General features: G+C 72.7%; 17 protein-coding genes. 11 read left to right on the top strand and 6 right to left on the bottom strand.

Translation table 11 applies throughout. The features are described 5' to 3' along the window. Positions 1-45 precede the first annotated feature (45 nt). The 5 genes from ACFY0P_RS14525 (at position 46) to ACFY0P_RS14505 (ending at position 9,737) form a co-directional block, all read left to right on the top strand. The gene (locus ACFY0P_RS14525) at positions 46-2,307 is read left to right on the top strand and encodes a CDP-glycerol glycerophosphotransferase family protein (RefSeq protein ID WP_388911635.1); all 2,262 of its coding nucleotides are present in this window, start codon (positions 46-48) and stop codon (positions 2,305-2,307) included. Between the two features lie 127 nt (positions 2,308-2,434). Continuing rightward, positions 2,435-4,627, top strand: a complete 2,193-nt coding sequence (locus ACFY0P_RS14520) for a bifunctional glycosyltransferase family 2 protein/CDP-glycerol:glycerophosphate glycerophosphotransferase (protein ID WP_388911632.1) — start codon at positions 2,435-2,437, stop codon at positions 4,625-4,627. Positions 4,628-4,629: 2 nt separating this feature from the next. After that, a complete protein-coding gene (locus ACFY0P_RS14515) occupies positions 4,630-6,843 on the top strand; it encodes a CDP-glycerol glycerophosphotransferase family protein (RefSeq protein ID WP_388911629.1) in 2,214 nt (737 codons plus the stop codon). Further along, complete coding sequence (locus ACFY0P_RS14510) at positions 6,840-8,138, top strand: hypothetical protein (RefSeq protein WP_388911627.1); 1,299 nt, start codon at positions 6,840-6,842, stop codon at positions 8,136-8,138. The genes ACFY0P_RS14515 and ACFY0P_RS14510 overlap by 4 nt, the downstream gene beginning before the upstream one ends. Before the next feature lie 72 nt (positions 8,139-8,210). Next, positions 8,211-9,737: a hypothetical protein gene (locus tag ACFY0P_RS14505; protein ID WP_388911624.1), complete on the top strand. Its 1,527-nt coding sequence runs from the start codon at positions 8,211-8,213 to the stop codon at positions 9,735-9,737. Here ACFY0P_RS14505 and ACFY0P_RS14500 read toward each other — a convergent pair. Further along, positions 9,727-10,143 carry an organic hydroperoxide resistance protein gene (locus ACFY0P_RS14500; protein WP_388911622.1) on the bottom strand — a complete coding sequence of 139 codons (417 nt, stop codon included), beginning with the start codon at positions 10,141-10,143 and terminating at the stop codon, positions 9,727-9,729. The two genes, ACFY0P_RS14505 and ACFY0P_RS14500, sit on opposite strands and share 11 nt — an antisense overlap. 136 nt (positions 10,144-10,279) lie before the next feature. Here ACFY0P_RS14500 and ACFY0P_RS14495 point away from each other — a divergent pair, with 136 nt between their 5' ends. Continuing rightward, positions 10,280-10,768, top strand: coding sequence for a MarR family winged helix-turn-helix transcriptional regulator (locus ACFY0P_RS14495; protein WP_388911619.1), 489 nt, complete (start codon positions 10,280-10,282; stop codon positions 10,766-10,768). Positions 10,769-10,840: 72 nt separating this feature from the next. Here ACFY0P_RS14495 and ACFY0P_RS14490 read toward each other — a convergent pair whose 3' ends face one another. Next, positions 10,841-12,358 (bottom strand): glycosyltransferase family 39 protein, encoded by a 1,518-nt coding sequence (locus ACFY0P_RS14490; protein ID WP_388911616.1) that lies wholly within the window; start codon positions 12,356-12,358, stop codon positions 10,841-10,843. Between the two features lie 385 nt (positions 12,359-12,743). On the opposite strand from ACFY0P_RS14490, the gene ACFY0P_RS14485 reads away from it, so the two are divergent. The 3 genes from ACFY0P_RS14485 to ACFY0P_RS14475 are packed head-to-tail and all read left to right on the top strand — an operon-like array spanning position 12,744 to position 15,953. Further along, entirely contained in the window at positions 12,744-13,961 is a 1,218-nt protein-coding gene (locus tag ACFY0P_RS14485; protein WP_388911613.1) for a glycosyltransferase 87 family protein, read from the top strand. Between the two features lie 55 nt (positions 13,962-14,016). Further along, positions 14,017-14,997 carry a UDP-glucose 4-epimerase GalE gene (galE, locus tag ACFY0P_RS14480; RefSeq protein ID WP_388911610.1) on the top strand — a complete coding sequence of 327 codons (981 nt, stop codon included), beginning with the start codon at positions 14,017-14,019 and terminating at the stop codon, positions 14,995-14,997. A 17-nt stretch (positions 14,998-15,014) separates the two neighbouring features. Further along, the gene (locus ACFY0P_RS14475) at positions 15,015-15,953 is read left to right on the top strand and encodes an ADP-ribosylglycohydrolase family protein (protein ID WP_388911607.1); all 939 of its coding nucleotides are present in this window, start codon (positions 15,015-15,017) and stop codon (positions 15,951-15,953) included. A gap of 7 nt (positions 15,954-15,960) precedes the next feature. Here the strand turns inward: ACFY0P_RS14475 and ACFY0P_RS14470 are convergent, their stop codons facing one another. The 3 genes from ACFY0P_RS14470 to ACFY0P_RS14460 all read right to left on the bottom strand — a co-directional run bounded on the left by ACFY0P_RS14470 (position 15,961) and on the right by ACFY0P_RS14460 (position 18,003). After that, positions 15,961-16,887: an RNA polymerase sigma-70 factor gene (locus ACFY0P_RS14470; protein ID WP_388911604.1), complete on the bottom strand. Its 927-nt coding sequence runs from the start codon at positions 16,885-16,887 to the stop codon at positions 15,961-15,963. 33 nt (positions 16,888-16,920) lie between these two features. After that, a complete protein-coding gene (locus ACFY0P_RS14465) occupies positions 16,921-17,298 on the bottom strand; it encodes a DoxX family protein (protein WP_388911601.1) in 378 nt (125 codons plus the stop codon). Positions 17,299-17,376: 78 nt separating this feature from the next. Then, positions 17,377-18,003, bottom strand: a complete 627-nt coding sequence (locus tag ACFY0P_RS14460) for a TetR/AcrR family transcriptional regulator (RefSeq protein ID WP_388911598.1) — start codon at positions 18,001-18,003, stop codon at positions 17,377-17,379. A gap of 381 nt (positions 18,004-18,384) precedes the next feature. Between ACFY0P_RS14460 and ACFY0P_RS14455 the strand changes: the two genes are divergently transcribed. Further along, entirely contained in the window at positions 18,385-19,302 is a 918-nt protein-coding gene (locus tag ACFY0P_RS14455; protein WP_388911595.1) for an ABC transporter permease, read from the top strand. A 22-nt stretch (positions 19,303-19,324) separates the two neighbouring features. Further along, the gene (locus ACFY0P_RS14450) at positions 19,325-20,206 is read left to right on the top strand and encodes an ABC transporter ATP-binding protein (protein WP_388912783.1); all 882 of its coding nucleotides are present in this window, start codon (positions 19,325-19,327) and stop codon (positions 20,204-20,206) included. Between the two features lie 36 nt (positions 20,207-20,242). Here ACFY0P_RS14450 and ACFY0P_RS14445 read toward each other — a convergent pair whose 3' ends face one another. Then, positions 20,243-20,686 carry a GtrA family protein gene (locus ACFY0P_RS14445; protein ID WP_388911591.1) on the bottom strand — a complete coding sequence of 148 codons (444 nt, stop codon included), beginning with the start codon at positions 20,684-20,686 and terminating at the stop codon, positions 20,243-20,245. Between the last annotated feature and the right edge of the window lie 178 nt (positions 20,687-20,864).

The raw sequence follows: 20,864 nt of genomic DNA, 5'->3' as shown, positions 1-20,864 counted from the left end.
CGTTCCCGGGCAGAACGCCCGCGCCGACCGACCCATGGATGCCCCTTGCCCAGGTTCAGTGTCATTGTCCCCGCGTACCAGGTCCAGGCGTATCTGCCCGAGTGCCTGGACTCGGTGCTCTCGCAGTCGTACCCCGATCTCGAACTGATCGCCGTGGACGACCGCTCACCGGACGCCTGCGGCACGATCATCGACGAGTACGCGGCCCGGGACGCGCGCGTGCAGGCCCTGCACCTGCCGGAGAACCAGGGTCTGGGCGGAGCCCGCAACGCGGGGATGGCGCAGGCGCGCGGCGACTACCTGCTCTTCCTGGACGGCGACGACACCCTCACCCCCGACGCGCTGCGGGCGATCGCCGACCGGATCAAGGAGACCGGCGATCCGGACCTGCTCGTGTACGACTACGCGCGGACGTTCTGGACGGGCCGGGCGGAGCGCAACAAGGTCGCGCTGCACCTGACCGAGCAGGGTCCGGCACCGTTCCGCCTCGACGACCGGCCCGGTCTGCTCCGCGTGCTCATGGTGGCCTGGAACAAGGCCTACCGGCGGGAGTTCGTCGAGGAGCACGACTTCGCCTTCCCGCCCGGCTACTACGAGGACACGCCCTGGACCTACCCGGCCCTGATGACCGCCGAGTCGATCGCGACCCTCGACCGGGTCTGCGTGCACTACCGGCAGCAGCGGCGGGGCAGCATCCTCGGCACCACCAGCCGCCGGCACTTCGACATCTTCGACCAGTACGACCGGGTCTTCGCGTTCCTCGAGGAGCGGCCGGAACTGGCGCACTGGCGGCCGGTGTTGTTCCGCCGCATGACCGACCACTTCACCACGGTGTTCACCAGCCGGGACCGGCTTCCGAAGGGCACCCGCGGGGAGTTCCTGCGCACGGCCCGCGCCCACTACCGGCGCCGTCACGCGCGAGGCTCGAACGTCCCGCTCCGCACCCGCCTGCGCCACGCCCTCGTCCACTACGGACTGCACCGCACCTACCGCGCCCTCCAGTTGGCGATGTCCGGCCGCCGCCGCGCCCTCAAGGCCGGCGTCAAGTCCGTCCGCGGCCTGCGCTCGGCCCTGCTCCAGCTGCACTACCGCGTCCAGCTGCGTCTCCCGCTGCGCGCCGACCGCGCGGTCTTCGCCGCCTACTGGAACCGCGGCCACGGCTGCAACCCGGGCGCGCTGGAGGAGGCGTTCCGGACCCACGCCCCGCACATCCGCACCGCCTGGATCGCGCGCCCGGAACACCACCACACGATCCCGCCGGGCCCGCGCCGGCTGCGGCCGGGCACCTTCGCCTACTGGACGGCGCTGGCCCGCTCCAAGTACCTGGTCAACAACGTCAACTTCGACCGGCGGCTGCGCAAGCGTCCCGGCCAGGTGTTCGTGCAGACCCAGCACGGCACCCCGCTCAAGCACATGGGCCTCGACCTCCAGGAACACCCGGCGGCCGCCGCCGGCATGGACTTCGAGGAGCTCCTGCGGGGCGTCGACAAGTGGGACTACGTCCTGTCCGCCAACCGCCACACCACCCTGACCTGGGAACGCGTCTACCCCGGCGGATACCGGACCCTCGAATACGGCTACCCGCGCAACGACGTCTTCCAGAAGGCGACCTCGGCCGACGTCACCCGGATCCGGGAGTCGCTCGGCGTCCCCGAGGGCGCGGTCGCCCTGCTGTACGCCCCCACTCACCGCGACTACCGGCGCACCCAGCGCCCCGCCCTCGACCTGGACCGGATCGTGCGCCGCCTCGGCCCGCGCTTCGTGATCCTGGCCCGCTCCCACTACTGGCACGGCGGCCCGCTCGCGTCCGGGGACCGGGTGATCGACGTCAGCGACCACCCCGGCGTCGAGTCGCTCTGCCTGGCCGCGGACGCGCTGATCACCGACTACTCCTCCCTCATGTTCGACTACGCCAACCTGGACCGGCCGATCGTCGTGCACACCGAGGACTGGGACGCCTACGACGCGGCCCGCGGCACCTACTTCGACCTGCGCTCCAGCCCGCCCGGCGCGGTCGCCCGCACCGAGGACGAGCTGATCGACATCTTCGCCACCGGCCACTGGCGCGGCTCCCGCTCCGCCCAGCTGCGCGCCGCGTTCCGCGAGCGGTTCTGCCGGTTCGACGACGGACGCGCCGCCGAGCGGGTCGTACGGCATGTGGTGCTCGGCGAGACGGCCGGGCTGCCGGAGTTCATCCCGCTGGAGCAGCGCCACCCCGTTCCGTCGGCGGCCTCCGGGCTCGCCCACTCCCCGCTGGCCACCGTTCCGCAACCTTCCGGACATCTGCCCGTCACCGAGAGCCGCTGAACGCCGTTTGCCTTGCAGGGAGGAGTTCCCTCATGCCCCCCAACACCTCGCGGCCCACTCCGTCCCGGCCGTCCACCTGGCGGCCGACGGGAAGGCCGGGCCGCATGCACACCTGAGAAAGAGCAGCATGCCCCGCTTCAGCATCATCGTCCCGTCCCACGGGGTCGCCGGCCGGCTGTCCCAGGCGCTGGACTCGGTCCTCGCCCAGTCCTTCGGCGACCTGGAGCTGATCCCGGTCTGCGACGCGCCCGACGCCCCGGCCGCCCCGGTCGCCGCCGCCTACGCCGAGCGGGACTCCCGGGTGGCCCCGGTGCACTCACCGCCGTCCGCCGGGCTGAGCGGGGCCCGGAACGCCGGGATGCGGGCGGCGCACGGCACGTACCTGCTGTTCCTCGACGGCGACGACGTCCTGGTCCCGGGCGCGCTGGCGCTGCTGGACGCCCGGCTCGCCGAGACCGGTGACGTGGACGTCCTGTATGCCGAGCACGAGCGGACACCCTGGTGGGAGGGCGAGCCGACCAACCCGGCGGCCCCCTTGCTGGCCGGTCTCCCGAGCGGCGCGTTCACCCCGGACCGGGCCCCGCGACTGACGGGCGTGGCCCTGCCGGCCTGGAGCGCGGTCTACCGGCGGTCCTTCCTCACCGAGCGGCACCTGCGTTTCCCGGACGGGTACTTCACGGACCTCGGCTGGGGCGGCCTGACCACCGTCGCCGCCGAGCGGATCGCGGTACTGCGCTCGGTGCTGGTACGGCACCGGCTGCGCCGGCAGGGCAGCCGGCTGAACCTGCCGGGGCCGCACCAGCAGGAGCTCCTGGACCAGGTGCAGCTGGTGCTGGAGCGGGCCGCCGGGGTGCCCGGCGAGCGGGCGCGGGCGCTGTTCGAGCAGGTCTTCGGGGTGGTCCTGAAGACGGCCGCGCGACCGGACCGGATGCCGTCCGGGCACCGGGCGTTCTTCCGGCGGGCGGCCCGGCTGCACCGCACGCACCGGCCGGACGGGTTCCGGATGCCGGGCGGGAGCCTGGGGGTCCAGCACCGGCTCCTCGCGGCGGGCGCGTACACGGCGTTCCGTGCCCTGCGCGGTGCCAACCGGCTCGCGTCCGGGGCTGCGGGACGGCTGCCGCGCCCGCGCATGCCGCTCACCCGGCTGCGGTACACCCTCGACCTGCGCCGGCCGCTGGACCCGAACCTCGCGGTGTACTGCGCCTACTGGGGGCGCGGTTACGTCTGCAACCCGGCCGCGATCCACGCGGTGGCCCGCGAACTCGCCCCGCACGTCCACTCGGTGTTCCTGGTCGAGGCCGGCCAGGAACACACCGTGCCGGACGACGTCGAGTACGCGGTGATCGGCAGCCGCCGGTACTGGCAGGTGCTGGCCCGCGCCAAGTACCTCGTCAACAACGCCAACTTCGCCGAGGGGGTCGTCAAGCGGCCCGGCAGCGTCCACGTCCAGACGCAGCACGGCACCCCGCTGAAGAAGATGGGCGTCGACCAGTCGACGTACCCGGTGGTCGCCGCGCGGTCCGGCAGCTTCGCCAACCTGCTCGGCCGCGTCGACCGCTGGGACTTCAACCTCTCCTCCAACCGCCACTCCACCCAGACGTGGGAACGCGCCTTCCCCGGCTCGTACCAGACCCTGGAGTACGGCTATCCGCGCAACGACGTCTACTACACGGCGTCCGCCCACGAGGTGGTCCGGGCCCGCCGGAGACTGGGCGTTCCCGACGGCAGGACGGCCGTGCTGTACGCCCCCACCCACCGCGACCACCACACCGGCTTCGAACCCGGCCTCGACCTGGAGGCCTTCTGCGAGGCGGCCGGCGAGGACGTCGTCGTGCTCCTGCGCGCGCACTACTTCTACGACCGGGGCCGTCCGGCGGGCACCGGCCGGGTCATCGACGTCACCGCGCACCGCTCCGCCGAGGACGTGTGCCTGGCCGCGGACGCGCTGATCACCGACTACTCCTCCATCATGTTCGACTACGCCAACCTGGACCGGCCGATCGTCGTCTACGCCGACGACTGGGAGGTCTACCGGCAGACCCGGGGCGTCTACTTCGACCTGATGGCCGAGCCGCCGGGACCGATCGCCCACACCCCCGAGGAGCTGGCCCGGATCTTCCGCGACGGCTCCTACCGGGGCCCGGAGTCCAGGCAGCTGCGCGCCGCGTTCCGGGCCCGCTTCTGCCAGTTCGACGACGGCCTGGCCGCCGAGCGGGTCGTACGGCGGGTGTTCCTCGGCCGGCCGCCCCAGGACATTCCGACGGTGATCCCGCTCGCCGAACGCCTGCCCGCCCCGGCCGCGACCCTCGTCAGGAGCTGACCGTGCCCCGATTCAGCGTGATCGTCCCCTGTTTCCAGGTGCAGGGCTTCCTCCGGGAGTGCCTCGACTCGGTCCTGGAGCAGTCCTTCCACGACATCGAGGTGATCGCCGTCGACGACCGCTCCCCGGACGGCTGCGGCGCGATCCTCGACGAGTACGCGGCCCGCGACCCGCGCGTGAAGGTCCTGCACCTGCCGGAGAACGTCGGCCTCGGCCGTGCCCGCAACGCCGGACTCCCCCATGCCACCGGTGACTTCCTCCTCTTCCTCGACAGCGACGACACCCTCACGCCGGGTGCGCTGCGCGCGGTCGCCGACCGGCTGGCGGAGACCGGCGACCCGGACGTGCTGGTCTTCGACTACGCCCGCGCCTACTGGTGGGGCGGGACCCGGCGCAACGCCCTCGCCGAGCTGCTCGGTGCCAGGTCGGACGTCTTCACGGCGGCCGAACACCCCGAGATCCTCGACCTGCTGATGGTGGTGTGGAACAAGGCCTACCGCAGGGACTTCGTCGAGGAGAACGGCTTCCGGTTCCCGCCGGGCTACTACGAGGACACCCCGTGGACCTTCCCGGTCATGCTCAGCGCGGCCCGGATCGCCACCCTCGACCGGATCTGCCTCGACTACCGCCAGCGCCGGCAGGGCAACATCCTCTCCACCACCAGCCGCAAGCACTTCGACGTGCACGAGCAGTACAAGCGGGTCTTCGCCTTCGTCGACGCCCACCCGGAACTGGCCGGCTGGCGGCCCTACCTGCACCGGAAGATGGGCGAGCACTGCCTGGACATCCTCGCCAAACCGGACCGGCTGCCGCCCGCCGCCAGGGGTGAGTTCTTCCGGCGCACGGCTGAGCTGTACCGGGCGTTCCGGCCGGAAGGGGCCGACGAGGGGGCCGAGGCCGCGGCCGGCCTGGGGGTGCTCGCCGGGTCGTACGCCTCGTACCGGCTGCGGCAGCAGGCCGGGCGGGCCGGACGGGCGGGCGGCAGGCAGGCGCTGCGGGTGCGGCGGGCGGCGGGGGCCCGGGCCCGGCGCGCGCTGACCGGACTCCGCGGTCTCCGCCCGCTCGACGAGGACCTGGTCCTGTACTCGGCGGCCTCGCACCAGGGGCTGCGGGGCGACCCGGCGGCCGTGTACCGGGCGGCCCGGAAGATCGCCCCGCGGTTGCGAGGCGTCTGGGTGGTGCGGGACGCGGAGGTGGCGGCGGAGCTGCCGGCCGACGTGGACCGTGTGCTGCTGGACTCCCCCGAGTACCTGCGGCTGACCGCCCGCGCGAAGTTCTTCGTCAACGACGTCAACTGGCCCGGCACGCTGGTGAAACGGCCCGGCAGCGTGCACGTCCACACCCACCGGGGCACCCCGCTCAAGTACCTGGGCGCCGACCTGCTGGGCAAGCCCGGCGCCCGGCTCGGTTTCGACGTGCCGCAGATGCTGCGCCGGGCCGACCGCTGGGACCACAGCCTGGTCGCCAACCGCCACTCGGAGCTGGTGTGGGAGCGGGCCTACCCCTGCCACTTCGCGTCGGCCCGCACGGGCAGCCCGCGCAACGACGTGCTGGTCGCCGGCGGCCCGACGGACTTCCGGGCCCGGTACGGCATTCCGGCCGACCACACCGTGGTGCTCTACGCGCCGACCCGCCGCGACTACGTCCGGGGCGGTCACGTCGACCGGATCGACCTGACCCGGTTCGCCGCCGACCTCGGCGCGGGGCACACGCTGGTGGTCCGCCTGCATCCCGCCCTCGCGACCGGGCCGGCGCGCGGAATGGGCCTGGCCGAGCTGCACCGGCGCGGAGTCGTGGTCGACGCGACCTGCGAACCGCACGTCGAGGACGTCATGCTGGCCGCGGACGCCCTGGTCACCGACTACTCCTCGATCATGTTCGACTACGCCAACCTGGACCGGCCGATCGTCGTGCACGCGGACGACTGGGCCGCGTACACGGCGAGCCGGGGCGCCTATCTCGACATCACCGCCGAGGCGCCGGGGCATGTCTCGCACTCCTACCGGGAGTTGGCATGGCTGTTCGCCTCGGGCGGCTGGCGGGACGAGGAGTCGGCGCGGCTGCGGGCCGACTTCCGGTCCCGGTTCTGCGAGTTCGACGACGGCAGGGCCGCCGAACGGGTCGTACGGACGCTGCTGCTGGGCGAGTCGATGCCGGAGCCGCCGGCCCGGGTCCCCGGTCCGGCCGGCGTACGCGATCTGCTGGCGTCGTCGTGAGACCGCGCACCTGGGTGCTGGTGCTGGCCGCCGTCTTCGCGGTGCTGCAACTCGCGAACGTCACCGGCCGGGACACGCCCGACTCCAAGAACTACGTGTCGTACGCGCTGACCCTGGGCGGGGCGGGCAAGCGGGAGGCGGCGGCCGAGACGGTCGACTGGGTGTGCGCCGGCCAGGCGTCGGCGGCGGAGCGCACGCAGCGTGTGGACGTGCTGCGCTTCCACGCGCCGAGTCCGGCGGGCCGCGTGTTCGCGGAGTGCCGGGCCGGTGAACTGCGGCGGGTGGAGCGGCGGTTGCGGGCCGGCGGAGCGCAGACGGACGGGCACGTCGTGCCGTTCGTGGCCCCGCGGCTGCGCCGGATCTTCGAGGTGCGGCCGGGGTATCCGGTGTTCCTGGTGCCGTTCGTCACCGTGTGCGGGGTGACGTGGGGGGTGTGGCTGGCGAGTGTGCTGGTCGCGGGCGCGGGCGGGATGCTGGTCTTCCTGGTGCTGCGGACGGTGTCGGTACCGGCGCCGCTCGCGCTGACCGGGCAGGCCCTGTACTACGTGCTGCCGGTCGGCACGACCGCGATGCGACCGATGGCGGAGGGCCTGATGCTGGCCCTGACCCTGACGGCGGTGTGGGGCTGCGCGCTGGCCCTGACCGGGCGGACGCGGGCGGGGACGGCGACGGTGGCGGGTGCGTTGCTCGCGCTGTTCGCCGTGAAACACTCGCAGGCCCTCTTTCTCGGGGCGGGCCTGGCCGGGGCCGCGGTGGTGGTCGCGCTGTGGCGCCGCCGGCGGCACCGGGGGATCCCCGGGCACGGGCGGAGCGCGGGGCGCGGGGTGGTCGCGGTCGCGGTGGTGGGGTGCGGGGCGGTGGCCGGCACCCTGTTCCTCGCCCGGCTGCTGCACTACCCCTCCGAGGCGGAGAGCGTGCAGGACCTGCTGACCGGTCACTACGCCCACCCGGACCGGGCCCACCCGTGGCGGGAGTTCCTCCATCTGGAGTTCGACTTCTGGGCGGAGTGGCTGCGGCGACAACTGATGGAGCCGCTGTTCCCGGCCGCGTTGGCGGCCGGGGCGTGGGGAGCGCGGCGGCGGCCCGCCTTCGGCGTCTTCCTGCTGGCGGCCGCCGGAACCGGGATCCTCACCCAGGCCGGGCACCCCGACATCACCATCGGGGGCGACCGGCTGATCGTGCCGGCGTGGCTGCTGCCGGTGGTGGGCGTGCCGCTGCTTCTCGAACCGCTGGTGCGCCGGTCGCTTCCGGTTCCCGTACAGGGGACGCCCAGGGCGGTCGGCATCACTCGATGAGGTGACGGACGGCAACGCGGTCGGGGCGGACGGGAACACTTGGCAAATGGCCCGCCCCGTCCGTTTCCTCCGGTGAGCACCGGCGCCCTGCTCCGGCGCACCACGCGCGGTTCCACCGCCCTGCGCGGCGGCCGCGTCCGCAGACTCACCCCGTACCAGGTCTTCGGCCTGCTGTTCTGGCTGCTGATGACCCTGGCGTACTGGCGGGTGCCACCGTGCTGCGAGGCCGGGCAGCACGCGGCGGCGGTGGCACGGGTGCGGGCGGGACTGACGGCCGCCGCCGGGTCCCCGTACGTGCTGGCGCAGGGTGCCGTGGCGCGGCTGACCGGGCTGAGCGGGTGGCAGCTGCTCCGGGTGTGCGGCCCGCTGAACCTGCTGGTGCTGGTGACGGGCCTCGGCCGGCTGGTCCGCGTCCTCACCCCGCGCTCGTGGGCGCCGGTGCTGGCGCTGGCCTTCCTGTCCGTGCTGTGGGGGACGCGACCGGCGTGGGGCGGGGGTTCGCTGGCCCTGCTGCCGCTGACCGGCAGCCTCGGCTACCCGTCCGCGTTCGCCCTCGGCCTCACCCTCTGGGCCTGGGCCCTGACCGGCGCCCGCGCCCGCGATCTGCGCCGGGTGCGCTATGTCGGCCCGAGCGGCCTGCGCAGCCTGTCCGGATACGCGGCGCTCGGCCTGCTGTACGGGACGGTGGCCCTGGTCGACCCGGTGACCGGGGTGGGCGCGGCGGCCGGGGCGGTGGCCTTCGTGGCGGGGTGGCAGCGGGCGTGGCGGGGCGCGGTGTGGGGGCGGTGGGCGCTGATGTGCACGGTGGCGGCGGCCGTGCTCGCCTTGGGAACGCACGCGCGGGTGCTGTCGCCCGCGCCGTACGAGCCGTACGTGTCGTACGGCGGGTTGGCCGGGCTCGCCGGACGCACCGACCAGTGCTGGCTGGCCCTGCTCGGGATCCCGGCACTGTGGCTGCGGGTACGGCGGCCGGCCGCAGGGCCGACGGGGTGTTCGGCGCGGGGTGCGGCGGGGTCTGCTCTGCGGGGTGCGGCGGGGCCCGCGGCCTGGCGTGATCCGCTCGTGCTGCTGTTCGCCCTGGAGTGCCTGGTGCTGGTGTGCGGCCGGGTCGTCGGCGTCCTCGGGCTCGTGCTGCTGGCGCCGCAGTGTGCGCTCGCCGTGGAGCTGGCGGCGGAGCGGCCCTGGTCCAGGTGGCGGCGGGCGCTCGGCTGGGCCACGGCCGGCGGGGTCTGCCTGGGCTTTCTGGCCGCGCAGGCCGGGGCGGTCGTACCGCGCTCGGTGGACCCGGTCGGCTTCGTCCAGCCGCCGCGCTGGCCGTCGTACGACTGGGCGGCCCGGCACATCGGCCCGGGGGAACCGGTGGTCACCGACGCCTACTACGCCGTCCGGCTGCTCCCCGGATACGGCATCGACCTGGCCGACGGCCACGACCACCGCCCCCGGGTGCGCTGGCTGCTGCTGACGCGGCAGGAGCGGCTGCCCGCGGAGGCGGTGGTGGTGGACTGGAGCCGGCGGACCGGGGAGGTGCTCGCGCGGCTCACCCGGACGGGGGACGAGGCGTCCCCGGTGCCGCTGGTTACTCGATCGGTTACTCGATGACGAGCTCGACCGGGATGTTGCCCTTGGTGGCCTTGGAGTAGGGGCAGTAGTCGTGGGCCTGGTGGACCAGCTTCTCGCCGGTCTCGTTGGCGAGCGCCTCGGGGAGCTCGACGCGCAGGGTGACCTTGAGCGCGAAGCCGCCGTCGGACTCGTCCTTGCCGATGCCGACCTCGGCGGTGACGGAGATCTCGCCGGTGTCGACCTTGGCCTGGCGGCCGATGGCGCCGAGGGCGCTGGCGAAACAGGCGGCGTAACCGGCGGCGAAGAGCTGCTCGGGGTTGGTGCCCTGGCCGTTGCCGCCCAGCGCGGCCGGGAACGCCAGCGTGAGGTCCAGCTGGCCGTCCGAGCTGACCGCCCGTCCTTCCCGGCCGGTGGCGGTGGCGGCTGCGGTGTAGATGGCGTCCATGGAAGACCATCCCTCTCGAAGTACTCGAAGTATCGGTGTTCCGGCGGCTCCCGTTCCGGCCGCCCTCACGACCCCAAGTAGAGCACGCAATTAAATTGCGCACAACTAAATGACCCGCAAGCGCTACGCTTGAGCCATGACCGCGACGACCCCGACCCCCAGCGCCGCTCCCGAGGCGGAGTGGCTCCACCTGGACCGCCAGATCTGCTTCTCCCTGCACGCCGCGTCCCGCGCCTTCAACGGCGTCTACCGCGTGATCCTCAAGGACCTCGGGCTCACCTACCCGCAGTACCTGGTGATGCTGGTGCTGTGGGAGCAGGGCGACCTGCCGGTCAAGAAGCTCGGCGAACACCTGCGCCTGGACTCCGGCACCCTGTCGCCGCTGCTCAAACGCCTGGAGGCGGCGGGCCTGGTGCGCCGCGAGCGCAGCGCCCGGGACGAGCGCTCGGTGGAGGTACGGCTGACGGAGGAGGGGGCCGCGCTGCGGGAGCGGGCGCTGGAGGTACCGCGCCGGATCGTGTCGGCGACGGGCTTCGACGTGGAGGAGATCCGGGAGTTGAAGGCGCGCTTGGACCAGCTGACGGGGACTCTGGACTCGGCGGCCCCGGAAGAGGGTTCCTGCTGAGCGGGGTTCGCGTGGAGCGCCCCGTCAGGGGCGCGGGGCTGTCGTCGATGTGCCGCTGCCGCTGCGTGGGCGCTACCGGCCCCCACCCGTCCGCAGCCCGGACTCCTCCGCACCCACCCGAATCGGCCGCACGTACAGCCTCACGGCAATCCGGTCGATCACCATCTCCTCCCGCAGCACGAACTGCTGGTTCAGCACGGCGAACTTGGCCCGCTCCGTCCCCAGCCGCGGCCGATACCCGCTCACCAGCGCGTACTTCTCCATCACGGCCCACACCTCGTCGGCCCCCGCCAACCTCCGCCGCAGCGTCGCCACCCCCACCTCACGCCCGTACAACGTCCCGGACCGCGCCCCCGGCTCGGCCAGTGCGACGTCCCTCGTGCCTTTGAAGTCGGCGGGATACGCGAGCTCCGCCCCGCGCGCATGAGCCGGCAGGAACAGCACGGGGTCGCCGGGCCGCAGCACACGGGCCACGGCCGCCGCGACCGCACCGAGGTCGTCCGGACGGGTGCCGGGAACCCGGTCCGCCCGCAGCAGCGGGACCTGGTGGGTGAAGGCGAGGAGAACCGCCAGGGCCCCGGCCAGAGTGAGCGCGGGCGACCGCGGCCCCGGCTGCACGCCGTGGAACCGGAGCCGGCCGAGCGCCCCGGCGACCCGGTCCGCGCCGAGCGCCACCAGCAGCGGCCCCCCGGCGAGCGCGTACAGCACGTACCGGTCGACGTACAGCGGTGTGAGCTGCGAGGCCAGCATCAGCGCCACCGGTGGCAGCACCGCGAGCGGCAGCGCGACCGCCGCGAGGGTGACCTCGCCGCGCCGGCCCACCAGCCGCGTCAGCCCGAGCAGCCCGAGCGCCAGACACGGCCAGTACACCCCGTCGGTCGGTCCGAGGTACTGGCGCAGCAACTCCTGCGCGGTCTCCACGTCCGGCTCCCGCAGCCAGGCCACCTGGGCCGACTGCCCGTGCGAGACCACGACCATCGGCAGCAGCGCCAGCGCCACGCCCCCGGCCGCGCAGCCCCACCTCCGCCACACCTTTCCCGACGAACGGGCCAGCGCCAGGGTTCCCGCGTGCGCGAGCAGCAGCAGGACGGCGAACTCGTGCAGCCAGCAGGTGAGTCCGAGGACGGCGCCGTACCACCACCAGGGCCGCCGCCCCTCTTCCCGCACCGCCCGGACGAGGAGCAGCGTCGCGCCGGTGGCACCCGCGGCGACCAGGGCGTACGAGCGGCCCTCCTGCGCGTAGTGGCCGACCAGCGGGGTGACCGCGTACAGCAGTCCGGCCCACAGGCCGACGCGCGGCCGGGCCAGGCGGCTGCCGAGGGCGGCCACCAGGCCCGCGGTGGCGGCCGCCGCGCACACCGAGGGCAGCCGGAGGACGACCTCGCCGGGGTGGCCGGGATCGGCGGCGAGGACGACGTGCATCAGGAGGTAGTACAGGCCGTGCACCGCGTCGACGCCGTGCAGCAGTCGCCAGATCTGCGGCACCGTGCGCCGGGCGACCTGGTAGGTGACGGCCTCGTCGCGCCACATGCCGCCGCGGTGCAGCCCCCAGCAGCCGACCGCCAGCATCACCGCGGCCGGGGTGGCCACGGCGAGGAGCCGGGCGGCTCGCGGCCACCGGGGCGGGCCGCCCAACGGGCGCGGCCGACTCCGCGGAGCCGGCCGGCCGTCCTGTGCTGTTCGCGTCCTTCGCGGATGTAGCTGATGTGTTTTTACGAGAGGCCCGATACTCACCACGGCCCGATCTTTTGCGATTAGCCAACCTTTGCCGGGTATTGACGGCGTATCGGCATGGATACACCATCCGCGCGGCTTACGCTCGCGGTCGATGAATCGCCACCCCTACACTCCGGTTCCGCGTGTCCCGTTCGCCCCGCCTGTTCGACTCCCGCGTCTCCGCCGCCCGCCCGGCCCCCCGCGTCTCCCCCCGCCGCTCCTCCGCCTCGCCGTCGCCTGGGCCGCCACGCGCGCGCTGATGCTGTGGCTCCTCGCCCACAACAACGAGCGACCCCTGGGGCACGGAGCGGTCGCGCGCGAAGTGTGGCGGCTCTACTTCCACTGGTACGGCGTGCTGTCGCACGGCGCGTTCCCCGCGCACGACACGTTGTGGCAGTACCCGCCGGGTGCCGGCGCGGTGCTGCTCGCGCCCGGGCTGGTGCCCGCACTGAGCTACTTCCAGGCGTTCGTGGCGCTCACCCTGGCCACCGACGCGCTGGTCACGGCGGCACTCGCCCGCGCGGGCAGGCGCCCCGGCCGCACCCTGCTCGGCGCGGCCCTGTGGACCGGCGGGCTGCCCCTCCTGCTGCACCTCCCGCTGGCCCGCTACGACGTCGAGGTCACCGCCTTCGCCGTGCTCTCCCTGCTGGCGCTGGCGCGCTCCACGCGCGCGTGCGGTGCGCTCGCGGCGCTGGGCGCGCTGGTGAAGGTGTGGCCTGCGCTGGTGCTGCTGGGCCTGGAGCGCGGGCGTCCGACGCGCAGGGCGTGGCTGACCGCGGCCCTGACGGGAACCGTGACCCTCGCCGTCTTCGTGGTGTCGTTCCGCAACCCGCTCGCCTTCCTCCGCCAGCAGGGCGGCCGGGGTGTGCAGATCGAGTCGCTCGGCGGGACTGCGCTCAGCCTCGCCCGGCACGCCGGCTGGCGGGGCACCACCCGCTACCAGTACGGCGCCATCGAACTGGTCGGCCCGCATGTGCGCGCGGTCGCGACCGCCTCCCTCGCGCTCACCGCGGCCGCCTTCGCAGTGCTGCTGCTGTGGCGGGTACGGGCCCGGCACTGGACCCCGGCCACCCCGTACGACGCGGCGCTGAGCGCCGTACTCCTCTTCACCGTCACCAGCCGGGTGATCAGTCCCCAGTACATGATCTGGCTGCTCGGCCTGGCCGCCGTCTGCCTGACCTCACGGCACACCACCCAGCGTCCGGTCGCCGGGCTCGTCCTGGCGGCGACCGTGCTCAGTGCCGTCGCCTACCCCGCGTTCTACGCCGAGGTCGTCCACTGCACCTGGACCGGCTGCCTGCTGATGCTCGCCCGCAACGGCCTGCTGGCCACCGCCGCCGTGCTCTCCCTGACCCGCCTGTGGCGTGCCACCCGGCGCCGCGGGAGCACGCCACGTGTCCACATGACCGCGGTGAGTCAGGCCGGCCGTCCGCAGAGGACGCCGGCACCTGCTTCACTGAGGGGTGACCGCGGCTGACGAACCCGCGGCTGACGAACACCACGGGCCAAACTCACGGAGGGGACGGCCACACATGACCTGGCTGATCACCGGCGGCGCCGGCTACATCGGGGCGCATGTCGTACGCGCGATGGCGGAGGCGGGCGAGCGGACGGTGGTGTACGACGACCTGTCCACCGGCATCGCCGAGCGCCTGCCGCAGGACGTGCCGCTGGTGGTGGGCTCCACCCTCGACGGTGAGAAGGTCGCACGCGCCCTGGCCGAGCACGAGGTGACCGGGGTCGTGCACCTGGCGGCGAAGAAGCAGGTCGGCGAGTCGGTGGACCGCCCGCTGCACTACTACCACGAGAACGTCGAAGGCCTGCGCGTCCTGCTTCAGGCCGTCACGGAGGCCCGGGTCCCGTCCTTCGTGTTCTCCTCCTCCGCTGCGGTCTACGGCATGCCGGACGTCGACCTGGTGACGGAGGAGACGCCGTGCGTGCCGATGTCGCCGTACGGCGAGACGAAACTCGCCGGCGAGTGGCTGGTCCGCGCGACGGGCCGGGCCACCGGCCTGTCCACGGCCTCGCTCCGCTACTTCAACGTGGCCGGCGCGGCCCGCCCCGAACTCGCCGACGTCGGCGTCTACAACCTCGTCCCGATGGTCTTCGAGAAGCTCACGGAGAACGCCCCGCCGCGCATCTTCGGCGCCGACTACCCGACGCCGGACGGCACCACCATCCGCGACTACATCCACGTGGTGGACCTCGCCGAGGCCCACGTGGCCGCGGCCCGCGCCCTCCAGGCCGAGCCGGGCCGCGAACTCACCCTCAACATCGGGCGCGGCGAGGGCGTCTCGGTCCGCGAGATGATCGACCGCATCAACGCCGTCACCGGCTACGACCTCCCCCCGACCGTCACCCCACGCCGCCCCGGCGACCCGGCCCGCGTCGTCGCCTCCGCCGACCGCATCACCACCGAACTCGGCTGGAAGGCCAAACACGACGTCCACGACATGATCACCTCAGCCTGGGCCGGCTGGGTCCGCCTGCATCCGGAGGCGGGCCGGGGCTGACCCCGTATCCTGCGGAAATGCCTGGCCCGTCCCGCCTCGACCGCGCCTTGGGCGCCGTCATCGGTTCCGCCGTCGGTGACGCCCTGGGCGCACCCTTCGAGTTCGGCCCCGAGGGGGTCTTCTCCGCGCGGTTCCCGACGGCGGGTCACCGGGGCGACATGTGCGGAGGCGGCGGCTGGGAGCCCGGCGAGGCGACCGACGACACCCAGATGGCGGTGCTCGTCGGAGAGTCCCTGGTGGAGTGCGGCGGGCTCGAACTCCCGGACGTCTTCCGGCGGTTCCAGCGGTGGGCGGCGGCCGAGCCGAAGGACATCGGCCTGCAGACCGAGGCCTTGCTGGCCAGCGGCGACCCGTGGGACCTTGCCGCCGCCCTGCACTTCCAGATCAGCCAACGCGCCGCGGGCAACGGCGCGTTGATGCGCGCGGCGACCTCCGGGGTGTACTTCGCGCCCCTGGGCCGGGGCGGCACGATGGACGCCGGCCGCCGGCTGGCCGCGCTCACCCACGGGGACCGGGCCGCCTGGGAGGGCACCGCGATCCTGCACGAGTTGCTGCGGGTCGCCCTGTCCGGGGACGACCCGCTGACCGCCGTACCGGAAGCACTGGCGGCGGTCCACCCCGACCACCGGGACCGGTACGCCACCGTCCTCGCCGCCGACTGGCACCCCGACCTCGCGACCGAGTTCAACGGCGCCGTGTGGCCCTGCCTCGGCTCCGCGGTCTGGGCGCTGCGGACCACCTCCTCCTACGAGGAAGCCGTCCGTGCGGCCGTCGACCTGGGCGGCGACACGGACACCGTCGCGGCGGTCACCGGCGCCCTGGCCGGTGCCGTCCACGGCGTCGGTGCCGTCCCGGAACGGTGGACGGACGTCCTGCACGTGCCGTTGCCCGGGTTCGGTGACCGGGTGCTGCGGGCGGCGGACCTGGCGGCACTGGCCCGTCGGCTCGGGTCCTGAGGCCCCCTCATCCCACGCTCCTGCGGGCCTGCTTGGCTTCTTCGGCGATGGCCCAGGCGTCCGCCACCGGGCCCATGTGGCCGAGTTTGTCGGGGTTGAGGACCAGGCGGACGGTCTGGATGTGGCCGTCGAGGATGTCGAGGGAGAAGGTCTGCAGGACCCTGCCGTCGCGGTCGCGGAAGATCGCGCCGGGCTGGCCGTTGACGTCGTGCTGCTCGCAGGTCACGTCGATCCGGAACAGCAGCGGGACGACGGCGGCGAGGAGGCGGGCCACGTTCGGGGCGCCCAGGACCGCGCGGGCCAGTTGCGGGGCCTTGCCGCCGGCGTCGCTGACCAGCGACACGTCGGCGGCGAGCAGTTCCTGGAGGCCGGCCAGGTCGCCTTCGTGGAGGGCGTCGAAGAAGCGTGCGGCCAGTTCGTCGCGTTCTTTGCGGTCCGCCTCGAAGCGGGGGCGGCCCTCGGCCATGTGGCGCCGGGCCCGGACCGCCAGCTGGCGGCAGGCCGCCTCCGAGCGGCCCACCGCCGACGCGACCTCGGGGAAGCCGAAGTCGAACACCTCGCGCAGGACGAAGACCGCGCGTTCCAGGGGGCTGAGCCGCTCCAGGAGGAGCAGGGCCGCCATCGACACCGAGTCGGCCAGCTCCGCCGACCGCACCGGGTCCTCGTAGGGGTCGGCGAGCAGCGGCTCGGGGAACCACGGGCCGACGTACTCCTCCCGCCGGACCCGGGCCGAGCGCAGTACGTCGATCGAGATCCGGGTCACCGCAGCCGACAGGAACGCCTTCGGCGACCTGACCTCCGTAGGCGAGCCGGCGAAGCGCAGCCAGGCCTCCTGGACGGCGTCCTCGGCCTCGCCGACGCTGCCCAGGATCCGGTACGCGATCGAGAACAGCAGCGGCCGCAGCTCCTGGAACTCCTCGGTCCTGTTCTCCATGTCCACTCCCCCATGCCCCATGTCCCAGTTCCGTCAGAAGGCGCCCGGGCCGAACCGGCCCACCGCGACGACCAGCGCGAGCGCGAGATAGACCAGGTTCAGCGCCACGAAAGCCCGCTCGCCGCGCCGGCCGTGGATGACCATCGCACCGATCATCAGCAGGATCCAGGCGGTGGCCGTCACCGGCACCAGTACCGGCGCGACGCCGGTGACGGCCGGCAGGACCAGGCCCGCCACGGCCAGGAGTTCGAGGATGCCGAGCGTGCGCACGAAACCGTCGCCGACGTCACCGGTCCAGCCGCCGCCGTGGGCCGCGGCCAGCTTCTCCCGCGGCACGAACGTCTTGCTGATCCCGCCGGCCGCCGCCACCGCGGCGAGCAGCCCGGCGGCGATCCACAGCGCGAGGTTCATCGTCCACTCCCTGATCGAGGATGCCTGCGCCCTCTACGACGAGACGGCCGCCGCGCCTGTGACATCCCCGGGAGTGGTTCACAGCGCCTTGAGCGCCTCCGCGGTGCCGCGGGCCAGCGCCGCCAGATACCCCTTCGGCAGCTTCGGGGTGCGGATCACCACCGAGCGCCAGTACAACGGGCCGGAGATCAGGTCCATGGCCAGGTCGTCGTCGAGGCCCTCGGCGAGTTCGCCGCGTCGCTGCGCCGCCTCGATGATCTTGCTGGCGACCCCCTCCTGGCCCTCGCGCAGCGTCTTCTGCATGGCCTCGGCGATGTCGGGGTTGCGGGCCGCCTCGGCCTGCAGGTCCGGGATGATCTGCGAGGCGACCGGGTGGCGGAGCGCGCGGGACGTGACCTCGTACAGCAGCCGCAGGTCACCCTCCAGGGAGCCGGTGTCGGGCACCGGCAGGCCCATCACGGCGAGGGCGGAGACGACGTCGAGGACCAGGTGCAGCTTGGAGCGCCAGCGGCGGTAGACGGCGGTCTTGCCGACGCCCGCGCGGCGCGCGATGCCCTCGATGGACATCCGGGCATACCCGACCGCCGCGAGTTCCTCGAAGACGGCGGCGCGGATCGCCTCGGTCACGTCCTCGCGGAGGACGGCCGCCCCGGCGGGGGCTCGTCGGCGCGGACGCGTCTGGGACTCCTCGGCGTTCGTCGTCATGCCTCCCAGCATAGGGGCGTAACGACGAAACGGTTGCGTTCCGACGACGCACCGACACCGAGCCGCCACCCGAACGCCGCAACGCGGTCGCGACGCGGTCGAGTTGAACACGCCCCAGCTCACCGCCGTACCGAACGCGTGCCCGCAACACACGGCAACGAATCGGTCGCGCCCCGACCTCGAAAGTGTCACGGCACACATCCGTCCGTGACGACGAAACGGTTGCGTTCCGACGCCGACTCGGCCTACGCTCCCGTTGCGACGATACGGTCCCGTTCCGACGTAAGAAAACGTGAAGAGAAGCGTAAGGAAACGCCGGATGTACGGGCCCGGCGCCCAGCCGGACGCCGCACCCCCACCCCCCGAGTGAAAGCAGCGGATGTGACCCAGGTTCTCCACACACCGCCCCCGGCCCCGGTCACGGCCGAGGACGACCTCGCGGCGCTCGCCGCCCGGTACGGTCTCTCGGTCAGCGGCGCCCGTCCCTCCCTGCCGGCGTACGTCGGCCAGCTGTGGGCGCGGCGGCACTTCATCACCGCGTTCGCCACCGCCAAGCTCACCGCCCAGTACGCCCAGGCGAAACTCGGCCAGGTCTGGCAGATCATGACCCCGCTGCTGAACGCCGCGGTGTACTACTTCATCTTCGGCATCCTGCTGGGCACCAAGAGGGGCGTACCGGACTACATCCCGTTCCTGGTCACCGGCGTGTTCATCTGGACGTTCACGTCGAGCTCGATCATGACCGGCACCCGCGCGATCGCCGGCAACCTCGGTCTCGTCCGCGCCCTGCACTTCCCGCGGGCCGCACTCCCGATCTCCTTCTGCCTCCAGCAGCTCCAGCAGCTGCTGTTCTCGATGGCCGCCCTGGTCGTGATCCTGCTCTGCTTCGGTGTTCCGGTGGCCTTCTCCTGGGCCCTGGCCGTCCCGACGCTGCTCCTGCAGTTCATGTTCAACACCGGCATGTCGCTGATCATGGCCCGCTGGGGCGCCAAGACCCCGGACATCTCCCAGCTGATGCCGTTCGTGCTGCGCACCTGGATGTACATCTCCGGCGTCATGTGGAGCATCGACAAGCTGACCAAGAACCACCACGGTCTGCCGAGCTGGGTGAACCCGGTGCTCAAGGCCAACCCGGCCGCCGTCTACATCGACCTGATGCGCTTCTCCCTGATCGACAGCTTCCACGCCAACCAGCTGCCGACCCACGTGTGGATCATCGCGACCGGCTGGGCCCTGGTCGTCGGCGTCGGCGGGTTCATCTACTTCTGGAAGGCTGAGGAGACGTACGGCCGTGGCTGAGAACGTGAGCGACACCTCCAGCATGAGCGAGACCCTCGACGTGAGCGACACCCCCACCGTGCGTGAGTCCCGCACCGTGAGCGACGTCCCCACCGTCGTCTGCGACAGCGTCGACATCGTCTACCGGGTCAACGGCACCGGCGCCGGCCGCGGCTCCGCCACCGCCGCCCTCAACCGCATGCTGCGCCGCAAGCAGGCCGAGCAGGCGGCCGGCGTCCGCAAGGTGCACGCGGTCAAGAACGTCTCCTTCGTCGCCTACAAGGGCGAGGCGATCGGCCTCATCGGCACCAACGGCTCCGGCAAGTCCACCCTGCTCAAGGCCGTCGCGGGCCTCCTCCCGGTGGAGAACGGCGCCATCTACACCGACGGCCAGCCCTCCCTCCTCGGCGTCAACGCGGCCCTGATGGGCGACCTGACCGGCGAGAAGAACGTCTACCTGGGCGGCCTCGCCATGGGCATGTCCCGCGAGGAGATCAAGGAGCGCTACCAGGACATCGTCGACTTCTCCGGCATCAACGAGAAGGGCGACTTCATCACCCTCCCGATGCGCACCTACTCCTCCGGCATGGGCGCCCGGCTCCGCTTCTCCATCGCCGCCGCCAAGGACCACGACGTCCTCCTCATCGACGAGGCCCTGGCCACCGGTGACGCGTCCTTCCGCATGCGGTCCGAGGAACGGATCCGCGAGCTGCGCCAGCACGCGGGCACGGTCTTCCTGGTCAGCCACAACAACAAGTCCATCCGCGACACCTGCGAGCGGGTGCTGTGGCTGGAGCGCGGTGTGCTGCGCATGGACGGGCCGACCGAAGAGGTCCTCGCCGAGTACGAGGCCTTCACCGGCGACAAGTCCGACAAGACGAAGGCGAAGCCCAAGCCGAAGCCGAAGGCCGCCCAGCCTTCCTGAAGCAAGCCCTGTTCACGACCATGAGCCGCGCCGTCGCTACACGGCGCGGCTCGTGTCCGTCTGGAACACCCACGTCCGGTAGACGAGGAAGCGGAAGGCGGAGGCGAGCACGATCGACAGCGCCTTCACCACGTTGGATTCCAGTGGCCCGTCGAGACCGAGGCCGTGATAACCGACGTAGAACAGACCGCTTTCCAGTACGACACCCAGGCCGCTGAACACGAAGAAAAGCGCGATCTGCTGTCGTGTGCGCGAGGCCCGGTCGCGATAGGCGTAAAACCGGAAGCCCGCGTAATTGGTCGCCATCGCCAGGCAGCTGGCCGCCACCGTCGCCGTCATGGCCGGCCAACGCAGGCCGTGCAGCAGCAGGTTGAAGACCAGGAAATTGACGAGGACACCGCTGCCGCCGACGACCGCGAATTTCACGACCTCGAGGACGACGTGCGGGACCGGCCGTCCCACCGTGAGTTGCACTGTCACACGGCAGACCATAACCGAGACATCCGGATCAGCAGGAAACGGTAAATTCGCCGCCCTTTTCCCCCTGAACCTCGGCAAGAACAAGCACGGGTAAGAAAGAAAGCGCCCCGAGCCGTAACCGGCCCGGGGCGCCTTTCATCTCGTACTACTGCACCGTCTACTGCCCTGTACGGATCCT

This window comes from Streptomyces sp. NPDC001714 (genome assembly GCF_042892755.1).
Classification (GTDB): Bacteria; Actinomycetota; Actinomycetes; order Streptomycetales; family Streptomycetaceae; genus Streptomyces.
The sequence above is the reverse complement of the archived record's forward strand: the minus strand, read 5'-3'. Positions and strand labels throughout refer to the sequence as shown.